Genomic DNA, 24,413 nt, shown 5'->3' on the forward strand with positions numbered 1-24,413 from the left:
CCCATAGGTACTTTTGCCCCTATAAGTGCTACGAGTACCTCGATGACAAATTTAGTTGGAGGCGTGGAAGACTTACTACCTTCTACCAATGCAGGGAACTATATCTGGTCTACTCAGCGCACGGCGCTCAATACGACTACCGAGTATGGTTATTTTGCCTTGACAGGAAGTCCAATTCTTCCAAATATCGTAGCAGGTGTAGAGATTCCATTATTCCGATTCCGTACACAAGCTTGTATTGGCAGTATTCGTATGTATCGCAACGTGGCAGATGGTACAGGTGGCGCAGATACCCCGAAATTAAATTCTGCTAACTCTATCAACCTAAGTGGAATCAATAATGCTCTATCAGATGGGTATAAAGACAATTATGGTACAGCGACGGTATGTACGACACCTCCCGTATCAGATTTGACTACTAGCATTAGTGGACCAAGTACAGGTACGCCAAGTACTCCTTTTATCTACACGGTAACGGTAAACAACGTAGGTTCAGGAGCTAGTACAGGTAGCGTGAGTGAGAGCTTTAGCATTCCTACAGGATTAACTTTCAATAGTGGTGGTGGTAGCGGTTGGAGCTGTAGCCCAATAGGCCCCGTAGCTGGCGCTACAACTATCGTATGTACGAATAGTTCACCGAATATTCCAGCGAGTGGCAGCGTGAGTTTTCCATTAAATGTTACCCCAACAACCACAGGAGGTATTGTAATTAGCGGTATCGTTTCAGGAGGTGGAGAAACCAACACGAGCAACAACAGTGCAACGAGTAATACGACGACGGTAGGCTGTGGTATTAGTGCAGGTATTTTAAGTAAGCTTTAACCCTAACTCGAGCAAGAAAGATATGATGACTTATATAATCCAAGAAAAAGTTCTAGGTTTTTTTCAAAGGTATGGAAAAAGCTTAGGGGTAGCCTTCCTTATGCTTATGTTATGGGAAAGTTCTTATGGACAGGCTTGTAACTACAAATCAGGGACCGTAACGATGAGTTTGAGTGGTCAAACCACAGGCTCAAATGTGAGTTCCCAGCTAGTATTGACGAATTCGTCTGGTGTAATCCAATATGTGTCACCGGTGAATGTAATGAGCATTGCCAATGTGAGTGCGAATACTTACCAAGCGGTAGCGGTGACGTATAACAACAGCGTTTCACCGAATTTGACTGTAGGGGGCGATATCAACCTTGTGAGTTCATGTAGCAAAACGGTGGCAGTACCTATTTCGATATGTGACTGTAACAATGCCACAGGCGTGTTCACAGTAGGTCAAACAGGGAAGACTGCTTTACCGGGTCAGACAGATGTTTATGTTTTAACAGATGGAAAAGGTAGAATCTTATCTATCTCGAATAGTCCAAGTTTTAGTAACAATGGCAATGGTGTTTACAATGTGTATGGTGTAAGTTACACAGGTACAGTTTCAGGATTGACCGTAGGAGGAACCATCAATGGTGTGAGTGGAACGTGTGTAGATATTACCAATGCAGTAGGTTATGTAGTTTGTGTACCAGAGTTAGCAATTGTTAAATCAGGACCAAGTGTAGCAGAAAAGGGAACCAACTATAACTACACCTTAACGGTAAGTAATAGCGGAACGACAAGTACATTTGGAACAACCGTAGTGAGCGATACCTTGGCAACAGGCTTGAGTTTTGTATCAGGCTCAGGAACAGGATGGAGTTGTAGCAGTAGTACAATAGCGGGTGGCCGTGTGTTGGTAAGTTGTACCACAACGACTGGCATTGTCGCAGGAGGCAGTAGCTCATTGAACTTGACAGTAGTAAGCTCAGTGACAGGTACTGTGGTGAACAAAGCATGGGTAAGTGGTGGTGGAGATATCGTAGCTAAACGTCCATCGAACCCAGTGACGACCGTGATTAATGAACCAGCGAAACCAAACTTAGTGATAGCGAAGGCAGGTCCATCGTCAGTAACAGTGGGAAGCAACTTTGATTATACCCTAACGGTTAGTAACAATGGTACAGCGGGGACAAGTGGAACAATCACCGTGACCGATAATCTACCGACAGGTATTGCCTTTGTAGGTTCAAGTAGTACAGGTAGTGTATGGAGTTGTAGTGCGAGTGGACAATTGGTGACATGTACGAGTAATGCATCCATTATTGTGAATGCCAACTCCAACATCATCTTGACAGTACAAGCGGTTAGTGCTGCAAACTCACCAGCAATAAATACAGCTTATGTGAGTGGTGGTGGCGACCCAAGTACGAGTCCAAAACCGTCGAATCCAGTAACGACTACGATTAACCCGACACCAAAACCAAGTATTTCGATTGTGAAATCAGGTCCAGTAACAGCGACAGTAGGCACGAATTACAATTATACCTTGACTGTAAACAATACAGGAAATGCAGCGACGAGTGGAACGATAACAGTAACGGATGTTTTAGCGACAAACCTACAATATGTAGGCTTTAGTGGAGCAGGTTGGAGTTGTAGTGCAGTAGGTCAAACAGTGACTTGTATGACGAGCAATGTAGTGGCTGTAAATGGTAGTAATGTATTGACCTTGACAGTGAAGGCATTGGATGCGGCGAGTGGTTCATCAGTAGTGAATACGGCAAGTGTGATAGGAGGTGGAGATCCAAGTACGACACCAAAACCATCGAACCCAGTGACGACGGATATTACACCAGCACCAAAACCAAACTTATTGATTAGTAAGTCAGGCCCTGTAACAGGAATTGTGAATACGAACTATGATTACACGTTGGTAGTAACAAACTCAGGAACGGCATCAACAGTGGGAGTAGTTACGGTGACAGACAACTTACCAACAGGCTTACAGTTTGTGAGTGGTGGTGGCAATGGCTGGAGCTGTAGTGCAACAGGACAATTGGTGACTTGTACCAACAGTGGAGTGATAGCAGTGAGTGGTAGTAGCTCGATGAGTTTGACGGTGAAACCAACGCAGGCAGGCACTTACACCAACGTAGGTAGTGTAGTAGGCGGTGGAGACACAAGCACAGAAACGTCAAATAGCGTAACAACAGTAATTACAAACCCACCAACACCGAATTTGGTAGTAGTGAAGTCTGGACCATCAACAGCAACAGTAGGAACGAATTTCAACTATACCTTGACGGTAAACAACACAGGTTTAGCTGCGAGCACAGGAACGATTACCGTAACGGATAACTTACCAAGTGAGTTGAGTTATGTGACATTCAGTGGTTCAGGTTGGACTTGTAGTGCAGTGGGTCAAGCAGTGACTTGTACAACAACAGCTTCGATAGCAGCTAATGGTAGTAGCACGATAGTATTGACGGTGAATCCAACGACGGCACCAGCATCGGGCTTACCAGTGAAGAACACGGCTTATGTAACAGGTGGTGGAGATCCAGTAACGACACCAAAACCATCGAACGAGGTACCAACGACTATCAATGCTTTACCACAAGCAAACTTGACGATCACGAAGAGTGCACCAGTAGTAGCAACAGTAGGTACAAACTTTGCTTATAGTTTCAATATCGCTAATGGCGGAACAGGAGCTACAACAGGAACGATTAATGTGACAGACAACTTACCGATAGGCTTACAATTTGTGAGTGGCCCAAGTACAGGAGGCTTTACTTGTAGTGCAGTAGGTCAAGTGGTGACTTGTAGCAACAATGGATCAACGCAAATACCAGCAGGACAAAGTGTAAGTTTGAGCATCAATGTGAAGGCCAACTTCAGTGGAGTGTTCAAGAATACAGCGGTTGTAAGTTCAAATGGAGGCACACCAAAAACCTCTAATGAGACGACTACAACAGTAAACTGTCCAACAGATATTAATCCAGGGGTACTTGGATTCTAAGACTAGAAGAGAGAGGGAGTTTTGCTCCCTCTCTATCATACTACAGAAGACAGTGTTATGAAAAAGTACTTTCCCAAAAGCTTCTTGCTGTTATTATCTTTATTAATAATATGTGGTTATACCATGTTAGGTCAAACCTTGGGCTGCAATTTTAAACCAGGTACAATCCAATTAAACTTGAATGGTCAAAGTGTAGGAGCGAATATCGTAAGTTATGTGGTATTAGTGGATGGAGGTAATATTATCAGATATAAATCAGTCGTTAATTCCGGAACCATAGATGCTGTTGGCGTTGGCAGTTATAAAGCTGTTGCAATAACGTGGGATAATACACAATCGAATTTACCCTCACTAGAAATAGGGAAAAATCTGGGAGATATAGATCACTGTTTGAAGAGTACGGCAGTTGATTTATCGATATGCGATTGTAATACGACAACCAATAGCGTTACAGTGCCCAATTCAGTAGGTTTGTCTCCTCAGTATATACTAACAGATGGTCGAGGAGTAATCCAGCAAGTACAAAATGGCACAACCTTTTCAGGATTAAGTAATGGAGTGTATAACCATTATGTATTGTGTAATACAAACCTCTCAGCAGTAATTGGAACAAAAATAACAACATTACCGAGTACAGATTTTTGTCGAATCATGCCCTTGTCATACGTGGTATGTGTTGCAGAGTGCGCACCTGTGATATGTGTTCCAATGGTAATAGCTAAAATAAGATAGAGCAGAGTAAAATAAAGATATTTGAGCCTAAGGAGGACTTAAAAATACAATAAAACAAAGGAAAATAGAGAACATTCGTTGCGAGCGAAGTGGATTCTTGGGTAGTAGTTTTAAGGGGTTAGCGTATTTTATGCTAACCCCTTTTGGTAGGTTTAGATTATGAGAAGATTTTGTCACCAGAATCTGTATTCTGAAACTTTGGTTCTCAAAACATTTACTTTAGTGTTATATTTTTGCATCGAACACTTTTAATGAGAAAGTAAGGATAGTTCTAAACCTATTAAATGTATTTATTGCATAATGGCGGATGCAAAAATACAAACTACAATTACATTTGATTGACAGGCGGGTCAAATAGATGTAATTGTAGTCGATAGAGTTGGATTTATTTGATTCTATCATAAAATCACAAGCAAGAATAGTGTAAAATCTTGTATTCAATAGATTACAAGATTTTAGAATAAAAAGGCTGATATTTATATCAGCCTTTTTAGTTATTGTGCTATTCTCAACAGGAATCTTGGTTTAAAAGAATCATGGTATAAAATGAAAGTACATAACGTCAATATATCGTATACTCGAAAAAGTTAAGGTCATATTTTGATAAGGTCGACTCAAGGTTGTTGTTATTCAAAGTTGTAGAATGAAATGAAGAAAATTATATACTACGATAGGTTCTACAGTCATAATGCGAAAGATAAAACATTGTATTACATTAAATACCCGCTTCGAAAGTATATATAGCGAAGATCTATATACAATCAATAAAAATACTTTGAAAGAATCATGTTATTCATTTTTTAATCAAGAGGGGAATAGAATTGTAAAATATCTTTCATATTATAGAATTGTTTTATGTTTAAAATAAAAAGTCTGGTTTTAATTCAGAAAATATTAATATAGTTCAAACAAGGGTTGAAGCTACAAGAAAAGAATAAGACTTAGAGTATATGGTAGCATATAGTCTTTTGGGGAGTAAGGTTTTTGAATTTGCACTTCATCACCGGAAATTGTTTTTTAAAACCTAATTGTTAGAATCTAGTGCTAATCAATAATACTTTTGAAGTAAACACCAATATACTTAGGGTGTTAAATAGCTCTACTCACTATTTTGTGTATTTTACGTGCATGGCGGATGTAAAATCTCACACCATAATTGCATTGCCTCAACAGGCGGGTTGGGGTAGTGTAATTGTGTGAAATAATTATAGATAATTAGAGTTTATCATACAGGATAAAATTGTAACATGCATTGTATTTCGGGAAATATCCAAATACATCAAATTTTGCTAATTCACGATTTACTTATCCAAAAATATTGAGTTTCCTATAGGTATTGTGAATGATTAAACCTAATAGCTATCAATCAAGATAAAGTCTATTTTTTACCTGACACTGTTTAATGAATACTCTCCTCTATAGAGTTTTTTTATCACCATTGATAATATTCTCCTTGTCTAAATACAGGCCTTCCATCGTACAGATATCCATATTCATTAGTTTTGTTAGTATCCATTTTATACGCATAGATGTCACTGCCAGCATAAACTGATAAAACAGTATTTGTATCTACTCCATATTCATTGTAATTGTATATATATGAACCTGTGAATGGTTTGGTATCATATACCCACTCACCATAGATTTTGTATTTGTAGACCATGGTACCATCTTCTAAAAAACCTATTGCATTGGGATGAGATTCTTGCGCAGACTTTCCTTCTTTTTTTTCATACACATTTTTACCATCCCAGTTATCCACGATGGTTGCTAAATCTACTCCATACTCATTGACACTGGAATCAAGGTTTCTAATTTTGTTGGTAAGTTTAGTATTTGATGACTTTTTTTCTTCTGTATTAGATGAATCATTGGGAGAAAATAAATTCCACCAGCCTTTCGATTTTCCGATTAAGTAAGTAATGACTGCCAATATGATAGTCGTGATAATGATGATTGTCTTTTTCATTTTAGTGGTTTTAGTAGCAATAGTTTGATTGTTAATTCCTAATATCGTTCTGATCAGGCAAAGCTTGTGAAATTTTTGGTAGCAAAAACAAGTACAACTGTTGTCTGCAGCTGAGCTATCAATTACCTTTTTGCTACCAAAAAATAAAAAATTATTAGTAATGTGACCTTATTTGATTTAGTTCGTTTTAAATACAATAGGTGTAGAACTATTAAGTTAGAAAAAGCCCTTCGGTTTTACTGGAGGGCTTTTCTTATTTGTAATACTTTGTACTTTAATCGACCCTTATATGGTACATGGACTTTGCATTATATGAGTCTTATTTAGTCCTTATAAAATCGAAATAAAACTTGTACCAATTACCAAAGTTTTATTTTACTTGCTTTGTTGATTTTGTGAACGAATCAAACTGGTAGCAAAACACAAATTCCCTGGTTAAATATTGTCCTTAAGAAGTTGTTTTTTGCTACCAATTCGTTCCTGGCATTTGATGTTATTTCATTACCGGGCTTTCATTTTTGGTAGCAAGATTAATTATCCCACCAGTGCTTGAATTTATCAATTAAGGATGTTTTTTTCTTTCCTGAAATTGTTGGATACATTACAAATGTTTCTACTTGCTGAGTCCCTGCTACTCCTGAAAGACTTTGCTTTTTTGGTTTTGGTTTTGACTTTTTGAAATCTAAACCTACACGTAAGGCAATGGCTTTGAAATCTGATTTATCTCCTTTAAGCAAATTGCTGTAAAAAGTTTTTTGTTTCTTTAAAACACTGATTTCATTTTCAATTGCGCTTCCAGAGAGAGATGATTGCTCAAGGCTGAGATGTTTTTTGAGTTCTCCAGCAAGTTTTTCCTTAAACTTTGCATTGGCAATTACTTGTTGCTTTAATGTCGAAACCATTTGCTTCAACTCATCTCTTTGTTTTTCAAGTTTGGCTTTTTTCGCTTCCTCTCGTTTGGATGCGGTATCTACTTTGGATTTTGTAGTTTTTGTACCTTTTTTCGGAGATGAGGACTTGGATGATTTTGAAACTGATTTTTCAAAAGGGTCAATTCCTTTTTTCTTGGCAGTCTGCACCCATGCATCAAGCATTAATTCTGCATCTGGAACAATTTCGAAAATGGTTTCTAGTTCGGCGAAGTTATCAGAGTCAGATTTGAGTTCATGATAGTTGTCAATCGAATCTTTGTCTAATTTTTTTAAGTCATTATTAGTTACTTTCTTGATGAATTCGATATTTTGTTTAGTGTTCATTTGTTGTTTGTTTTACTGTGATTAGATATTTATAAGTTGTTGTTTTTGAAGAAGAAGTCTGTATTTATATTTTAGATTTAAAATATGGTTTTTAGGAACCTCAACTTTATCAGGTAGTTTAGGAGGCTTGATAGGCATAATAATCATGGAGGTATTCCCGATGCCTTTAATCTCAACGTCAGCTAAAGCTCGAGTACTTTCTTCATTTACCTGAAGTTCTAAAAAGGTTACTTTTTGCGACTTCAACATTCGAAGGATCGGTAACATTATTTCATAGGTAAAGCCAACTTTGACATTCTCTCCATTTACTAAATCACCCTCTACTTGTATGGAATCCTTCTTAGAAGGGTGATAGTAATCATTCAATTTGATACCAAATCGACTTGCCGTCAGTATAAAAGCTTTGACAGAATGTTTACGGTCTTCATCATCTTTGTGTAGATGGCGAAGTATGGTTAGTTCTCTTATAAGAGGTTCTATTTCTAGTTTGATTCTTGATTTGGCATCAATTTCAAAATGTTGTTCAAGACCAAGGTCTCTAGTAGGATAAAGATGATTGCCTTTTCTATCAAAACTGCCAAAACTTTTGACCTGAGTCTTTATCCATAGTAGGCAAACAGAGCTGTAGGCAGCTATACCTTTAGCAGAAAACTTTATCCCAATTTCCTCAGAAATGTAATCATTCTTAATAAGGAAGGGAGCACTCACCTTCTGGAGCTGAGCGTTGTGAATATTGATTTCGCCAGACCTTGGCATTAACCTCTCAGCCCCAACAATCTTATATATAAGGGTCGCAAGTTTATTGGGGTTAAAGGATACCGAGGTAGAATTATTATCGTTAAATGATACCCAAATTCTTTGCTCATTGTTTTGAAGTACTTTAACCTCTACGGCCTTTAGGTCAGGGTAATTTGCCAAGATGAACTTAGCTAACTCTGCATTATCTTTAAATGGATTGGAATTCCCATTTTCTTTGTGGCCGTCAATGACGCCTTTTTGAAGGAAAATGTCCCACATCCAAAGAAGAAAATACTCTCTTTCGGAATAAAGAGAGGTAGGTAACTTACCTAAACCTCCCTTAAATAATTTCAGTTGTTTCATGCAGATGCTAGAAGCTGAGTTTGTAGTCTTAGTTTGTATTTGTACTTCAGTGCCAATACCTTCTTCTTACTTTCCAAATCAGTTATTGATGGGGTATTAATCTCTAAGCTAGGGATGGCAACAGGCAAATCTTTAATTTCATCGCTAAACTGATTCTCTAAGTTCAATTCATCGGCAATAACTTTAAATTGCTCTGGGCTTAGTTCAGCACTTACTTTTAGTTTGACTCCCAAGGTATTGAGGACTTTACTTAAGTTGCTAACATGAACTAATGCTGTCATGGTAGCAGAAACCTTTTCGAAAGTGTTTCCAACCACAGAGGCAAGAATCTCTTCATCCAAGTATACATTGCCAGCCAGCTGTTTACTAGCAGAAACAACCAGTTTGAAGTGATAAGGATCCTTCCTGAAAATAGCTAATGTGTTTGAACACTGTAAAGATTGATAGGTGCTCGTGATACTAGAAACAACCTTCAAACATTTATTGATGGGAACACTTACCTTCTGTGAAGAGGTTTTACTTACTTTTTGAATATAGTTTTCTGGAAGTAAAATGCCTTTTCTTACTTTATTCTCAGAAGTGGTAAACTGCACTAATCGTCCCGAAAAATTATCATTTCGATATGCTTGAATCAAATTACCTGTTACGATATAACGAATGCTACTATCTTTAGAATTATTAGCTATGGCTGTTTCCCACTTAGGTAATAGTTCTTTTACAAAGGAATAATTGGGAGGAATGGCTTGAGAAGCACCTTTAATCGCAAAAATTCTCTCTGCATTATTTCCTGAAATAGAGGGAAAAGAAAGTAGACGTCTTGATGATGCCACTGCGATTCTTAGCCCAATATTTGATGGGGCAAAAGGTCTATCCTTAGTAGGATTGATTCTGATTCCCAGACAAGTGGCAAGCACTCTATTGACACCTCCAGCTTCGAAATTATTTTCAGGAAAGTAGAGTGGCATACCCACTTGGAAAAAACTAATGATATTTTTTACATACGATAACTCATTAGCAGATTTTGCTTCTTTGTCTTTAATTGCATTAGCCTCCGTTTCATCTAATTCTACCAGACGGTTTTGAACATACGAGTCAAGCTCCTCCAAAAAACCGTTATCAACTTTTTCTTGGTAGGCTTTCTCAAAAGTGATTCTTTCTCGTTTTAATGCAAACGTATTCTCTATTTTACCAATATCTCTTTTTAGATTTTGAGCAAATGAGTATTCTGCCTGTTGGATTATCTCCCGAGTAATTTGCTCAGGTCTTTTACCGTTTAAGGCAACTTTCAACTCCTCATGAAGCTCAGAGGTACTCATGGGTTTTCTTAAGACATTTACTTCACACCGTTCGATAAAGGTATTGTCAGAAAATGGACTTCTACCTCCTGCACCTACTTGGACGATTGTTCTTTCCAATGTTCTAGCACGCAAGTCTTGGGTTTCAACCTCAAGGTCAAACTTATCATCTTCGATGAGCTGTTTGATATGCTCATGATAGCGTTCTAAAATCTCTGCATAAAACTTTTCCTGTTCAAGTACTGGTAATACAGCCACTCGACCAGAAACCTTACTGGCTGCACCCATTTGGATGGGGTCTTTCCCATTTTCGAAGAGCTTGAGTGGGTCATCAAGTTGTAGACATAAGTCCACATTCTCTTCCATGTATTTGAAAACAATCTCATCACCATACTTATTTAAAAAATCCTCCGACCTCATTAATGATTCAGAATTTTTCTGGTTGGCAGTGGTATTGGCATCCAAAGATTTTAGCTTCTTTTGAAGCATCATCATAAGCCTTTTTTCCGCTGGAATCGAGGAAATGAGGTAATCGTAAATAGGCTTCTTAATCTGCCCCGTTCTGTTTATTCTCCCCCTTTTTTGTACTTCAGTATTAATGTCCAATTCGGCTTGAAGTACAATCATTACCCTTTGTTTGACTTTTTCAGCAGGCACTTTCGAAGTAGTGATGGCATGGGCTGAAGCACCTGTTGAACCACTTTGATTAATCATCAAAACATCGATGTCATTATCATTAAATTTGCGAAAGGCATCATTAACATTTTCAGCTTTTCTTTTATTAATAACACCAACGAAATTTTGAGGGATAGTTTCTGATATTCTCTCACCCAGACCATTTAATGCGCTATTTTTAAAGTTCAGAGTGAGATTTACTTCCAATTTACGACCTGTAACTTCTGCAACTCTATATCCATAAGCTTCAATCTTTTGTTTGATGTAGTCAATAGGAGAAATACACAGTGAGCTAGAGGCAGTTTGTATCTTATTTGAAATACGATAAAACTCATCACGAGCACTTATGGACATTGCTTCGATGTCAAACGCATTTTTATGATGCTTCCCTACCTCATCCTTGATAGTATAAGCTAAGACAGAATTGAGCGTTTTCAATAGAACAGTACTAAATGAAGCTGATATCGTAGAGCCATCGGACACCATTATACCTTCTTCATCTTCCATATTTTCTAAGAAAGAACCCATCGTCGATGAAAAGGCGATTACTGGTTTTTTACCCTCTTTCAATCTCAAAATGGCACGGTTAGCCACATCATCTGCCTTGAGGGCAAATAGCATTTGGTTGACTAACATGAATACTTTTGAAAAAGCAGGAGACGTATCCACACCAGCTCGTTTGGTTCCATTCTCAATAATGGCTTGTGCTTGAATATCACGAATCTCTCTGTCGAGTTGTTGTACTTCAGGAATAATATACTCTTTCTGAAACAGAATGATATCTCTTACAATGTCTGTAAACTCATCCGCTACCTTTCTATCTCTTAAAGCATTTGTTTCAAGATTGATATAGTTTACCTCAATTCCTTCATACAACCTTTCCCTACGAATGAGTTGACCTTGTGATGCTAATTGAGATGCGACTACCTCCTGAAGGGCAACCCCGCCTTGTTTAAAGGCATTTACGAGTGCCTCTGTATCGATAGCTGCCTCAGAAATACACGTTTTCATAGCATACAGGGGCATATTATCAGGTCTTTTGGCAAAGGTGGCAGAAAGAAAAGTAACACCTTTGGCTTGAGCGCAAGCATTCATCAGGATTTGACCTGTGTTAGATACCCCAGAGGCGTTATGAGCTTCATCAAGAATCAAGATAGAGCCTTTTGCCACGCTCGTTAAGAATTCAATTTTGGGTGAACCTTTTGAATCTGAGATTTGCGAGTAAGTCAGCATCACAAGGTCATATTCTTTAGGTAGAATTCCAGATTTGATGATTCTATCTTGCTCAGATTTCATGGGTGGAGCATAGAGTAAATCTCCATTTCGGTCTTTGATTTGCGTTTTGGTGTCACGAGCATTGACAATAAAAGGAGTTAAAGTATCACTTCCAATGTCAGCCATATCACGATACAAATCAGAGAATAGATTTGGTTTCTCTGTAATAAAAACGGGTTTATACCCTTGCTTGGTTGCATAGCGAATCATTGAAGCTGCAATTCGTCCTTTCCCTATCCCAGTTTGATCAGCAATGATGATTCCTTGTTTTTTTGCTTCAATGTTATAGATGGCAAGTGCACTAGCATCAATTTGTTCAGCAGAGAGAGCCTTGTAAAGTGCATCTCTGGAGCGGAATTTTAGTCTGTCCTGTACAAATAAATCTACATCGCCACCGATAGCAATTTTCAATTGTTGTAGTGCTTGATGGATTTCATAACCCATCGAGTCGGGTGTGTCCACATCGAGTGATTGTCCTTGGGAAAGTACAGGATACTTCATGCCAAGGGCAATACCCATTAATGACTTTTTAGTTTTTTTCATGTAGTACTAATAAGGGGCTTTGATTGTAGTTGAAGCCTTAGTCTGTATTTATATTTAATTTTGAGAGTGTTACTGTTTTGTGTTTTAGGTGTATTTTTTCTACCAGAATAACTAATAGGGCGTATCAAAGAGAATGTAAAATCATACTCACGAGCTATTTCGTAAGTATCCTCATAATTGAATTTATCTTGAACTGGGTCAAGAATTACATCTTCCACAACCACATAGATATGTTGCCATCCTTGCCCAAAATCAACCATCTTAATCGTATGGTTAACTTTGAGATTGTGTAAAATAGAAGAGATGAAAATGGTAAAATCTTCGCAGTCTACGCCCTTTTGTCTATCAGCCCAAGTACGTCTGGATAATCTGATTTGTTCAGTACCTTCTTTGTCGAAACGGTAATTGATATACGCTCTACAAAACTCGTAAATTTTTTGACAAAGAACAACACCTGAGTAAAGTTTAAATTGATTAGCTAGAACGGTGGTTTGTTCAATGGATTTGGGAATAAGATTTTGTGTAATTAGGTTGAATGTATCATCCCCCGAATAATTGATTAATTCGATAAAATCATTCTTTTGTGGCCTTTGTAAAAGTAAGCTCTGATTCATATAAAAAGGCATAAATACCTAGATTTTCAATGAGTGGTTGGTATTGCTGGTAGAACTCCTTTGCTTTGGATATAGATAAATCACTTAAATCCTGCTCAGCACAGTTTGAGCAGGATTGTGCTTCTGAAAATCCAAGACGATAGAAGCTTGCAAACATATTGATGAACGCTTGTTGTGTGTCCATCACAGCCCAAAGGATTTTTTGACCTCTGATTCAATGTACTCAGCGCCTTGGTTGATGGCGTCCTTGATATCGTCAGGACTCGGATTAGGTCCGTTAAAGAGTACCTGTGTAACTCTAGCATCTTGAATAACCAATGATACTTTTTGGTTTCTTGAATGAAAGGAGTAAGTCTGTCTTTTGAGTTTATTGTAAATCTCAATTAGCTTGAATAGTTTGAACATTGGTAGTGGTTGGTTTTGGTGTGATGGCTTGCTTCGGTTTACCAAATAGGTACTTGAATACGACAAAGATGATTCCCAAGGCAAAGACAAGCACACCTAAGAAAATCAGCATATTGTTGGTGGCTGTTTGTTTAGCTTTGTCAGCAGCAGTTTGCAATTGCTGTTGTTTGGTCTTTACTTTTTCCTGTAAAACCTTGTAAAGCTCTTGGTCAGCTTTGGCATCTTCAGCTTCGACTTGCAGTTGTTCTGCTTCTACTTGGAGTCTAGCAACCTCTTTTTTAGAATCAGCATTAACAAAGGCTTGAACTACGCCTGATACTGAGCCTACAATGGCAGATACTGGGTCTGCACTCATGCCTACGCTCACGTTACTTGAGGTATCAAACCCACTTCCAAGTAAGCTACTTAATGCTGTTTGATTATTGGTGCTCGATGAGCTATTTGATGTGGATGTCTTCTGGTTAGTTGAAGAGCTGTTTCCACTTTGTTTTGAGAACCCCATAGTGTTTTTTACCTGCTAATTGAATTTGCTCCCTGTTTTTTGACTTGAATAGAAGTACACCCATGATGATGATGGCAATAAATCCCAACACAATCGCTAGTAGCTTTGTGATATTGAGTGATTGTGCATTATCACTATTTCCCTCTGTACCTGCGAAAGAATTATCGTTCTCCTCAATTGTATCTAAGACTTTCTGAGTTGCTTTGTCTTTGGCAACCTGCTTGGCGTTTATTCTCTCATTTAATAACTTGTCGGCCTCTTGCTTATCATCGGTTACATCGGTTGAGAGAACCCATACTACTGCTTCTACCTTATTATAAACTCCTTTACCCCATCCCAGTCCAAATGCACCTGATTTTTCTCGATTTTCTGTAGTGGATTTTATGTGATAATAGAGCTTATTTCCAACTGATTTTGTTTCGCCTAATGTTATGCCTACCCTCTCTCCAGACAAGAAAAGCTTATCCTTGGGAGGTTCAGCTGCTCCATCTTTATCACCATAGAAGGTCTGCATAGGCCGTAGCGTATTGGGAAAATCATCTGTACTTTCATAACATATCGCTCCATTGAGCTGTATGCTAAATAATTCTGTTCCTGCTTGTGCTGCCATTATTTTGAAAATTATGTAGTGTAATATTGCTATTACACTACAATAGTATCTTAGATTATAATTGCTCTAAAACCCGATACTTGAACACATTGGTCATTTGTGTGTCGGCCTCGATGAAATCTTTTAAGATTTTGAGGTCTTGTGGGTCGAGTTGTACATCTTCTCCATTATACAATTGAAAACCAATGTACATGAGCTTTTGAGCATTTTGGTTTGAGGTAGAGTAGGCAATGCTTTGCCCAACGATTTTACCCAGATTTACTTCTTGCCCATTTTCGAGAATAGGTTTATTGTCGATTCCCAAAAATGGCGTGTTAAGACTTACTTTTTTTACAATTGGTTGAATGTCCTTTTTCATTTTTTTAGTAATTAGATGATTTACGGATAATATTAGACCAGAGAATTTGTGTTTTGCTACCAACTATGCTTCAACTTGATTTAGCAATTTGATAGTTGAATAGTTTGATGTTTGTGGATCCAGTTGTTGAATTTCAGTCGCCACTAACCCCAAACTTGTCACAAGGATTTCAATGAGTAGAATTTCTGGTTGATTGTACCAATTTTGAAATTCAGTTTGGTTAGCCTCCCAACTTTTTGGAGAGGTGGCGAAACCAGTCGCATCAGGGTACTTTTTTGAATCAGCAATTTTCGAAATATCAATTTTTTCGTTGTAGCTGACATTAATTGTTTTTCTTGTCTCAGAGATGTTGTCATAGTTCATCTCAATTTCTGAAATGCCCCGTTTATTAGAGGCAAGAATTGCTTTAAACATATTGATTTTAAGTTACATTTGTTGAACAAAAACTACTTTCCCATTACTGTTTACTGTCAGATACCCTGAAGGTGCGCTTGATTTTGCATACGATTCTATATTGTTTAATCTAAGCTCACTAGTTGAGGAAGAAACTGAATTAACCACATCAGATTGTATATTTTGAATATAGTTCATGCCATCCATGACACTACCATGTTTAGAATTGAACCAGAAGTTGGTCGAAACCACATTTCCGTTGAATTCAAAGGGTTTTCCTGAAATACTATCCCAGTGGTGACTATGCGCACTTGGATTAAACTCGGACGGTTTTCCTGTGATGCTATCCCAGTTGTGGGTATGTCCCCAGTCAGCTTTACCATCAATTTTATTTTTCACGAGTGCCACAGACACAGGATTAGTAATAGCATTTGACCATCTGGCATCATCGTTAACAACATCTACGTGGTATCTAACCACATTTCCGTCTACTTGCACAACGTTGTAAGCACCAGAGGAAAAATTGATAGTGCTGTATTGCCCTTTATCTCCAGCATTTTCCTGTAATGATATGTTAAAAGCTGGTTTTCCTACAATACTATCCCAATGGTGGGTATGTCCCCAATCAGCTTTACCATCAATTTTACTTTTCACCAAAGCAACTGATACAGGATTCGTAATGGCATTTGACCATCTGGCATCATCGTTGACTACATCCACGTGGTATCTGACTACATTTCCGTCTACTTGCACCACGTTGTAAGCGCCAGAAGAAAAGTTAACGGTGTTGTATATACCCTTGTCGTTTGCATTCTCTTGCAATAAAATATTGAATACCGCTGGCTTTCCAGTGATACTATCCCAATTGTGGGTATGGTTACTGTCGGATTTTGAATTCCAGTAGGTAATTTGGGCATCTGTTACAAAGCGTCTATTTGCATTTGCATTAATCCAATCTGCTGAAAAAGCTGATTTGACTAGGTTGCCATTTGCATCTGAAATAACAGGAACCGCATTAGTTCCATCTGCAAAGTCAGAAATACGGACTGCTTTTGAAAGTATTCTTCCTTGGCGAAGGTCAAAAACGATGTGGGTGTTACCAAAACACGTGTCTTTAAAGCCGATGCCGTACCAAGAACCAATTTGGAGGTTGTAGCCTGTAGTAGTTGCGCTATCAGCGTTACCAACAGAAATGTGACCACCAACCAAACCATTAGCTGGTATGAAAGATACTTTTCCTTGTTCGAGAGATATTGAGTGATATGAAGCTTCGTCAAAGTTAGCAATAAAAACTTTCTTAGACTGCATTTGACCAGCTCTAGTATCAAAAATAATTTTCGTTTTTCCTGCATTCGTATCTTTGAAGCCAATCCCATACCAAGAGGCAATCTCAAGGTTGTAGGTCGTTGGTGTTGCACCATCTCCAGTACCGTAGGCAAAGTAACAGTTCGTGTCAAACATAACCCTACCTGTCATCGTACCACCTGCGAGTGGTAGATATGCACCAAGTTCACTTCTGTCTACTTTTCCGTTCCAGTAAGATACCTGAGTATCTGACACCAATCTTTTACCTGTTGTGGTAATAAGATTATTCACATCAGTAAAATAGGAAGCATGAAATCCATCCAATAAGTCAGCGTTCAAACCAGAGCCAATTCCATGGTTATTTTCTGACCAGATTCTCTTGTGAACCAAAGCTCCAGCGTCGGAGTAATCAGTTCTGATGTATAAATCAAAGTTTCTTTGGTAAATAGTTACCGCAGAACTTCCTGGTGAATGTAGTGTAATAGATGGATGCTTGGTATTATCCGTTGTTATAACTGCTAGTTTAGAATCAGACCAATGCGTACCACCAACAGCTTGTATTTCAACTTTACCTGTCAGATAGCCCCCTGAAAGAGGTAGGTAAGCACCAAGCTCAGAGCGTTCTACTTTGTTGTTCCATTGTCCAACTTGTACATCGGTTACGAATCGTCTATTACCGTTTGTATTGATCCAGTCTGCAGAGAAGGCGGATTTTGTCAAATTACCACTTCCATCCGATATAACAGGGACGGCATTCTGTCCATCTGCGAAATCTGAAATACGAACGGCTTTGGAAAGGATTCTACCAGCACGTGTATCGAATACGATTCTTGTGGTATTATCTACATTGCACTTGAACCCAATACCCCACCAAGAAGCAATCTCAAAATTATAAGTTGATTCTGTTGCATTATCACCATTTCCAGTTGATATATGATTGTTATACCCAAATCTAACCTTATCAGAGCGGACTAAACTTCCATCTCCTTGAGACACCACCAATCTATCCACTTGTCCATCGGCAAAATCACTTAACAATACTTTACTTGCTTGTATTTTACCTGCACGAGTGTCAAAGACTATTTTGGTAGTATTATCGAGTGTAGATTTGAATCCGATACCGTACCAAGAGGCTATTTCAAGGTTATATGCTGTAGTTGTAGCACCATCTCCTGTACCTGCACTCATTCCGTTGTTTGAACCTGCAGCATTAAATCTAATAGCGCCTGTCATCGTTCCCCCTGCAAGTGGAAGAAACGCTCCTAGTTCCGTTCTATCCACCTTGCCATTCCAATAGCTAATTTGAGTATCTGTGGCGAATCTTCTATTGGAGTTTGTCACTAGGTTATTAGCATCCGTGAAGTACGAAGCATGATAACCGTCCAATAAGTCTGCATTCAAGCCTGAATCAACCCCATGATTCATCTGAGTCCAGACTTTATAATGCACATTGTCGTATGCGGTACTATTATCGTTTCGGATGTACAAATGTCCAAGTTTTTCATAAAGCTGAATTGCTGAAACACCTGATGTTTGAAATGCAATGGCGGGAGGTTTGTTAGTATTTGTCGTACTAATACAGAGTTTAGCTTCCTCCAATCGTGTTCCCCCCTGAGCAAGAATATCAAGCCTACCAGAGATTATACCGCCTGCTAAGGGTAGATATGCACCAAGTTCAGAGCGTTCTACTTTATTGTTCCATTGTCCAACTTGTATATCGGTTACAAATCGTCTATTGCCATTTGTATTAATCCAATCGGCTGAAAAGGCAGATTTGACCAAGTTACCACTTCCATCGGACACTACAGGAATAGCATTCTGACCATCTGAAAAATCTGAGATGCGAACTGTCTTGGAGAGAATTCTACCAGCACGAGTATCAAAAACGATTCTTGTGGTGTTATCAACTGTTGATTTGAATCCAATCCCAAACCAAGATGCTATTTCAAGATTATAAGCGGTTGTTGTCGCATTATCACCGTTACCATAGCCAATATATGAATTCGGGTCGAAAGAAATCTTTGCTCCAGAAGCCATATTACCACCTGCGAGTGGTAGATATGCACCAAGTTCACTTCTATCTACTTTTCCGTTCCAGTAAGATACCTGAGTATCTGACACCAATCTTTTACCTGTTGTGGTAATAAGATTATTTACATCAGTAAAATAGGAAGCATGAAATCCATCTAATAAGTCAGCGTTCAAACCAGAGCCGACACCGTGGTTGTTTTCAGACCAGATTCTTTTGTGAACTAAAGCTCCAGCGTCGGAGTAATCAGTTCTGATGTATAAATCAAAGTTTCTTTGGTAAATAGTTACCGCAGAACTTCCTGGGGAATGTAGCGTAATAGATGGATGCTTTGTATTATCCGTAGTTACGACTACTAATTTAGAGTCAGACCAATGTGTTCCTCCAACCGCTTGAATTTCAACTTTACCTGTCAGATAGCCACCTGAAAGGGGTAAGTAGGCACCAAGCTCGGAGCGTTCTACTTTATTGTTCCATTGTCCAACTTGTACATCGGTTACAAATCGTCTATTTCCGTTTGTATTAATCCAGTCTGCGGAAAAAGCTGATTTAACCAAGTTTCCATTAGAATCTGAAATAACTGGTACTGCATTGTTTCCATCTGAAAAGTCTGAGATACGAATACTACTCGCTACAATTCTACCTGCACGTGTATCAAAGACTATTTTCGTTGTATTGTCAACGCTAGATTTGAATCCGATGCCAAACCAAGAGGCTATTTCAAGATTGTATGTGCTCGTGGTTGCTCCGTCTCCAGTACCATTTCCTATGGTATTTACTCCAACGCCATTAAATCTAATAGCTCCAGTCATGGTTCCTCCTGCAAGTGGAAGGAATGCTGCCAGTTCTGTTCTATCCACCTTACCATTCCAGTAAGTCATTTGAGCATCAGAAACTAGACGCTTACTAGAGTTAGTGAGAAGGTTATTGGCATCAGTAAAGTAGGAAGCATGATAACCATCTAACAAATCTGCATTCAGTCCAGAATCAACCCCATGATTCATCTGAGTCCAGACTTTATAATGCACATTGTCGTATGCAGTACTATTATCGTTTCGGATATACAAATGTCCAAGTTTCTCATAGAGCTGAATTGCTGAAACACCTGATGTTTGAAATGCAATGGCAGGAGGTTTGTTAGTATTTGTCGTACTAATACAGAGTTTAGCTTCCTCCAATCGTGTTCCCCCCTGAGCAAGAATATCAAGCCTACCAGAAATTATACCGCCTGTTAAGGGTAGATATGCACCAAGTTCAGAGCGTTCTACTTTATTGTTCCATTGTCCAACTTGTATATCGGTTACAAATCGTCTATTGCCGTTTGTATTAATCCAGTCTGCCGAGAAAGCAGATTTAACCAAGTTACCACTTCCATCGGACACTACAGGAACAGCATTCTGACCATCTGAAAAATCTGAGATGCGAACAGAGCTTGCAAGGATTCTACCAGCACGTGTGTCAAAAATGATTTTCGTTTTGTTCCCATTAGTATCCTTGAATCCGATTCCATACCATGAGGCAATCTCAAGGTTGTAAGTGGTTGGTGTTGCTCCATCCCCAGTACCATAACCAACGTAACAGTTTGTATCAAACATGACTCTTCCTGTCATTGTACCACCCGCTAGAGGCAGATAAGCTCCAAGCTCACTTCTATCTACTTTTCCGTTCCAGTAAGTTACTTGTGTGTCAGAGACCAATCTTTTACCTGTTGTGGTAATAAGATTATTTACATCGGTAAAATAGGATGCATGGAATCCATCCAATAGGTCAGCATTTAGACCAGAGCCGACACCGTGGTTGTTTTCAGACCAGATTCTTTTGTGAACTAAAGCTCCAGCGTCGGAGTAATCAGTTCTGATGTATAAATCAAAGTTTCTTTGGTAAATAGTTACCGCAGAACTTCCTGGGGAATGTAGCGTAATAGATGGATGCTTTGTATTATCCGTAGTTACGACTACTAATTTAGAGTCAGACCAATGTGTTCCTCCAACCGCTTGAATTTCAACTTTACCTGTCAGATAGCCACCTGAAAGGGGTAAGTAGGCACCAAGCTCAGTGCGTTCTACTTTATTGTTCCATTGTCCAACTTGTACATCGGTTACAAATCGTCTATTTCCGTTTGTATTAATCCAGTCTGCGGAAAAAGCTGATTTAACCAAGTTCCCATTAGAATCTGAAATAACTGGTACTGCGTTAGTACCATCTGCAAAATCAGATACACGAACAGCCTTTGAAAGGATTCTACCAGCACGCGTGTCAAATACAATTCGAGTCGTATTATCTACAGTTGATTTGAATCCAATTCCCCACCAAGAGGCTATTTCAAAGTTATATGTACTTGTTGTAGCATTATCACCATTGCCATATCCAATGTAAGAGTTTGGGTCAAAAGAAATCTTTGCGCCATACGCCATATTTCCACCCGTTAGGGGGAGGTAGGCATAGAGTTCTGAACGTTCTACTTTGCCATTCCAGTAGCTTGCCTGAGCATCAGTGATAAATCGGTTGTTGGGGTCTTGAGCAATGAAACTTGGACTAATACTACCAACCGACAGTGCTCCAATAACCATTGCTTGAGAGAGTGGCTTCCAGATAGCATCACCCTCAGCAGAGGAAGCCTTGACCAAAACTTGGTCAAAGCTTCCTGCTGAGGGAAGAACTGCTAGGCTTTTTACCTTTTGTCTCCCGTTACTCCATGTTATGAGCTTTTCTACAGGCATAAAATGTGAGATTAAAGTTCAATAATACCTGCAACCTCAAATAAGATTGCATTGGCAGACACAGCAGTGCCTACGATTTGAGCGAAAGTGTCTGTACCAGCTACGGGTACGGTAGATTTTGGATCGCCAGCATTTTGAGAAAGGTAGACTGGTTGCCCAGGCGTTAGACCTGCATAGCCTGCATTGATGTTTCCGAAAAACACTTCTGCATTGGCACCATTGGCTACGGCTGTTTTTACATAACCAACCGCCATTTTGGCAATGTTTGTACTAACAGCTTTCACAGCTTTGCCTGTAGAGTCGATTGCAACGATGTTGTTTGCAGAAAGTGCCTCACCTGCAACCACAATCATAGATTCAGGACCTACGTTATCTGGCAAAAGCGAAAGGTCAATTTTACCAGCACCATTGAGTTCTGGCACTTTGCCTGATTGAGCTGCAGTACCTCCAGCAACAGTAGTAGGCAAAGCAGATTTGTCGATTTTACCTGCACCATCCAGCTCTACTATTTTACTTGCGTCTCCAGCGCCTGTGGATACGGTAACCGATTTGACGACTTTTTGTCTACCTGTGACAGAGTCCCTAGAAATTAAATCCTTTGGCATTGTTAATCGTTATTTAGGATGATTGGTTGTGAAAAGTTAATGTTGATTTCGTCTGGTGAAATAGAGTTACCTGCCGTTTGTGAGAGTCCTTGGTTAGGAGCTGTAGGGGTTAGTACCCCCATAGGTCCGATAAACATAAGTGTGTTGGATGGTAGTCCCCAATTAGGTATTTCAGCCGTACCTTCGACCTGTATAAAACACTCTTGTCCTGCGGTAGCCGAATGGAGTGCAATACCCGTCGCTAGCCCATAGTTTTCAATATTATGTGGGTCATATCTATAGCTACGGTCTATACCATCATTCTCGTGAACCCTTACTACATAGCCACGAGTAATCTCCTCTTGAGCAATGGTACGTTTCCAACCAATGCCTTTCAGAACTATGGTACTTCCATTTTGATTGATGACCTGTTTGGTAGAGTTGTCCAATTTGTTTTGAATGTTTTCGACCAAACCCATCATACTTTTCTGGAACTGACTATTACTTTCTTCGAGTGTTTTTGAAAAATCATTGATGGCAGAGTTCTTATCGGGAATTTTAGAAAGTAGAGAGATGATATTTTTCCGAAAAAGAATAACCAAAATCACGACTGCTACCAGAATGAAAGCAATAAGCTGAATGAGTTTATTCTTTTCTTTGCTTTTGTCCTTATCTTTCATAGGATTGATTTTTGGGGTAGCAGATGTTTGTTTTTTTGTTACTGAAGCTTTTCTTAGTGTTTACTTTTTGCTATTCAACTTTCCTCCCAAGAATCGAAATATCAAGAAGACCACGAGGAATAATGACAAAATGAAAGCCAAGAACTGCAGAAGTTTTTTGGACTCAAAAGCTTCCAGTGGTACACCCTCCGAACTTTTGCGCACTACTATTTTCCCTTGTACCATAAAAGCTTTGAACCATTGCCCAGCTCTACGAAAGATTTGATAGCTTCTATCAAAGAGGTCTAAGGGCTTTTTGAGTAGTCCCAAATGGTCGTATTTTGTACCAGCTACATGGGTCACGTTGAAATACGATGGATAGATAAAGTTGGTCACAAAGATGTCGTTGATATAGTATCCGATTGATGGATTGGCTATGGGGTCAGCTAGCTCAACTAAGAATTCAACCTCTTTGGTGTCATCCTCAAAATCCTTTCCTCTCACGATTCTTTGTCCGTATGGGTCGATACACATTTCGATGATTTCCTCAGAAAGAACCTTTGTAAGGTGATTTTGTGCGTATTCTTGTGTAACCCAATCGGTCAATCTTGCCTGAGCATAGGGAATATTGGTAGTAGAATCATACCAATGCGTTCCGTTGAACTTGTTTTCTGTTTCCTCAAGGATTGATACAGCCCAAAAACCTGCTGGTATTTCTCCAAACGTTCGAAAAGCTCTTACCTCACCCGATACATCCCATTTGGGTGCTACGTCTCGTTGGAGTTGAATTTGAATAGCCTTAGCAATTTGCTCGAGTAATTCGAAATCGACTTTTTCCGTTTTATCCAGTAGCGCTATTCTTCTATACTCCATTGGTGACAGTTGGTGTTAATGATGGTTTTTTCATCTTTCGAATAGCCCATCTAATTAACCAGAATAGCAGGATGGGAACTAGGATAACTGTAGGAAGAAACCAAACGATGTTCTTCTTGAGGAAAGCTAGATACTTGTTTTCTTCTTCAATAGGAGGCGTATCTTCAGTATCGTCGTTTGAACCAGTCTCAGTTTTGTCATCTGTAGCTACCGTTTTGTTACTACCCCCACCAATGATTCCAAACAACCCTTTTGCTACATCTAAGATTTTTCCAAAAGTGTTCCCTGATGAGTTGGTATTTGTATTGGTGTTGGTTCCTCCAGATACAGGTTTAGCGTCTTTCAAAGTATCTTGACTTTCCCAGTATGGAAGCGTGCTTACGACATAGTAGGTCTCTCCATCTTTTGCCTTGAATTCCAAGTAAGTATTCTTGTCTCCAGAAATTCCTTGAACAGTTCGACCAGTGAGCTCACCAAGGTACGCACCATAATAGGCAGCATACGCAAGGGATGAAATATCGGGAGCGATGAAGTATTCTGCATAAGCGACATCCTCCTTTACATATAAGTATTTTGCCATTTTTGTGGTGATTAAATGGGGCTACAACTTTAAGTTGTAGCCCTACAAATGTTACTAGTTAAGTGGCTGTAAAACAGAGCTTTTCTTTTTGTGTTCTTTCAAAAAAAGTTGT

General features: G+C 39.0%; 19 protein-coding genes. 3 read left to right on the top strand and 16 right to left on the bottom strand.

What is annotated here, in order from left to right:
- From QM524_RS25490 to QM524_RS25500, 3 genes are all read left to right on the top strand, one after another.
- Positions 1–822 (top strand): hypothetical protein (locus QM524_RS25490; protein WP_283346837.1); only part of this gene is annotated, 822 nt, incomplete at its 5' end.
- A 22-nt stretch (positions 823–844) separates the two neighbouring features.
- Complete coding sequence (locus QM524_RS25495) at positions 845–3,823, top strand: beta strand repeat-containing protein (RefSeq protein ID WP_283346838.1); 2,979 nt, start codon at positions 845–847, stop codon at positions 3,821–3,823.
- 57 nt (positions 3,824–3,880) lie between these two features.
- Positions 3,881–4,555 (top strand): hypothetical protein, encoded by a 675-nt coding sequence (locus tag QM524_RS25500; RefSeq protein WP_283346839.1) that lies wholly within the window; start codon positions 3,881–3,883, stop codon positions 4,553–4,555.
- A gap of 1,432 nt (positions 4,556–5,987) precedes the next feature.
- On the opposite strand, the gene QM524_RS25505 is transcribed toward QM524_RS25500, so the two are convergent.
- The 16 genes from QM524_RS25505 to QM524_RS25580 form a co-directional block, all read right to left on the bottom strand.
- Positions 5,988–6,524 carry a hypothetical protein gene (locus QM524_RS25505; protein WP_283346840.1) on the bottom strand — a complete coding sequence of 179 codons (537 nt, stop codon included), beginning with the start codon at positions 6,522–6,524 and terminating at the stop codon, positions 5,988–5,990.
- A gap of 530 nt (positions 6,525–7,054) precedes the next feature.
- Positions 7,055–7,780, bottom strand: coding sequence for a hypothetical protein (locus tag QM524_RS25510; RefSeq protein WP_283346841.1), 726 nt, complete (start codon positions 7,778–7,780; stop codon positions 7,055–7,057).
- A gap of 21 nt (positions 7,781–7,801) precedes the next feature.
- Positions 7,802–8,881 carry a hypothetical protein gene (locus tag QM524_RS25515; RefSeq protein ID WP_283346842.1) on the bottom strand — a complete coding sequence of 360 codons (1,080 nt, stop codon included), beginning with the start codon at positions 8,879–8,881 and terminating at the stop codon, positions 7,802–7,804.
- On the bottom strand, positions 8,878–12,669 hold the full coding sequence (locus tag QM524_RS25520; RefSeq protein WP_283346843.1) for a strawberry notch-like NTP hydrolase domain-containing protein: 3,792 nt from the start codon (positions 12,667–12,669) through the stop codon (positions 8,878–8,880). Before QM524_RS25520 ends, QM524_RS25515 begins: the two co-directional genes overlap by 4 nt.
- Positions 12,666–13,283: a hypothetical protein gene (locus QM524_RS25525; protein ID WP_283346844.1), complete on the bottom strand. Its 618-nt coding sequence runs from the start codon at positions 13,281–13,283 to the stop codon at positions 12,666–12,668. Before QM524_RS25525 ends, QM524_RS25520 begins: the two co-directional genes overlap by 4 nt.
- On the bottom strand, positions 13,243–13,467 hold the full coding sequence (locus QM524_RS25530) for a hypothetical protein (protein ID WP_283346845.1): 225 nt from the start codon (positions 13,465–13,467) through the stop codon (positions 13,243–13,245). The genes QM524_RS25525 and QM524_RS25530 overlap by 41 nt, the downstream gene beginning before the upstream one ends.
- Positions 13,467–13,688 carry a hypothetical protein gene (locus QM524_RS25535; RefSeq protein ID WP_283346846.1) on the bottom strand — a complete coding sequence of 74 codons (222 nt, stop codon included), beginning with the start codon at positions 13,686–13,688 and terminating at the stop codon, positions 13,467–13,469. The genes QM524_RS25530 and QM524_RS25535 overlap by 1 nt, the downstream gene beginning before the upstream one ends.
- Positions 13,663–14,190, bottom strand: coding sequence for a hypothetical protein (locus QM524_RS25540; protein WP_283346847.1), 528 nt, complete (start codon positions 14,188–14,190; stop codon positions 13,663–13,665). The genes QM524_RS25535 and QM524_RS25540 overlap by 26 nt, the downstream gene beginning before the upstream one ends.
- Entirely contained in the window at positions 14,150–14,800 is a 651-nt protein-coding gene (locus tag QM524_RS25545) for a hypothetical protein (protein ID WP_283346848.1), read from the bottom strand. Before QM524_RS25545 ends, QM524_RS25540 begins: the two co-directional genes overlap by 41 nt.
- Before the next feature lie 55 nt (positions 14,801–14,855).
- The gene (locus QM524_RS25550; protein WP_095160444.1) at positions 14,856–15,158 is read right to left on the bottom strand and encodes a hypothetical protein; all 303 of its coding nucleotides are present in this window, start codon (positions 15,156–15,158) and stop codon (positions 14,856–14,858) included.
- Positions 15,159–15,221: 63 nt separating this feature from the next.
- Entirely contained in the window at positions 15,222–15,572 is a 351-nt protein-coding gene (locus QM524_RS25555; RefSeq protein WP_095167728.1) for a hypothetical protein, read from the bottom strand.
- A gap of 12 nt (positions 15,573–15,584) precedes the next feature.
- A complete protein-coding gene (locus QM524_RS25560; protein WP_283346849.1) occupies positions 15,585–21,605 on the bottom strand; it encodes a tail fiber protein in 6,021 nt (2,006 codons plus the stop codon).
- 11 nt (positions 21,606–21,616) lie between these two features.
- Positions 21,617–22,210, bottom strand: a complete 594-nt coding sequence (locus QM524_RS25565; protein WP_283346850.1) for a hypothetical protein — start codon at positions 22,208–22,210, stop codon at positions 21,617–21,619.
- Positions 22,211–22,212: 2 nt separating this feature from the next.
- Entirely contained in the window at positions 22,213–22,869 is a 657-nt protein-coding gene (locus tag QM524_RS25570; RefSeq protein WP_166579883.1) for a hypothetical protein, read from the bottom strand.
- A gap of 60 nt (positions 22,870–22,929) precedes the next feature.
- Positions 22,930–23,721 (bottom strand): hypothetical protein, encoded by a 792-nt coding sequence (locus QM524_RS25575; RefSeq protein ID WP_283346851.1) that lies wholly within the window; start codon positions 23,719–23,721, stop codon positions 22,930–22,932.
- Entirely contained in the window at positions 23,711–24,301 is a 591-nt protein-coding gene (locus QM524_RS25580) for a hypothetical protein (RefSeq protein WP_283346852.1), read from the bottom strand. The genes QM524_RS25575 and QM524_RS25580 overlap by 11 nt, the downstream gene beginning before the upstream one ends.
- Positions 24,302–24,413 lie beyond the last annotated feature (112 nt).

This window comes from Flectobacillus roseus (assembly GCF_030056595.1).
GTDB lineage: Bacteria > Bacteroidota > Bacteroidia > Cytophagales > Spirosomataceae > Flectobacillus > Flectobacillus roseus.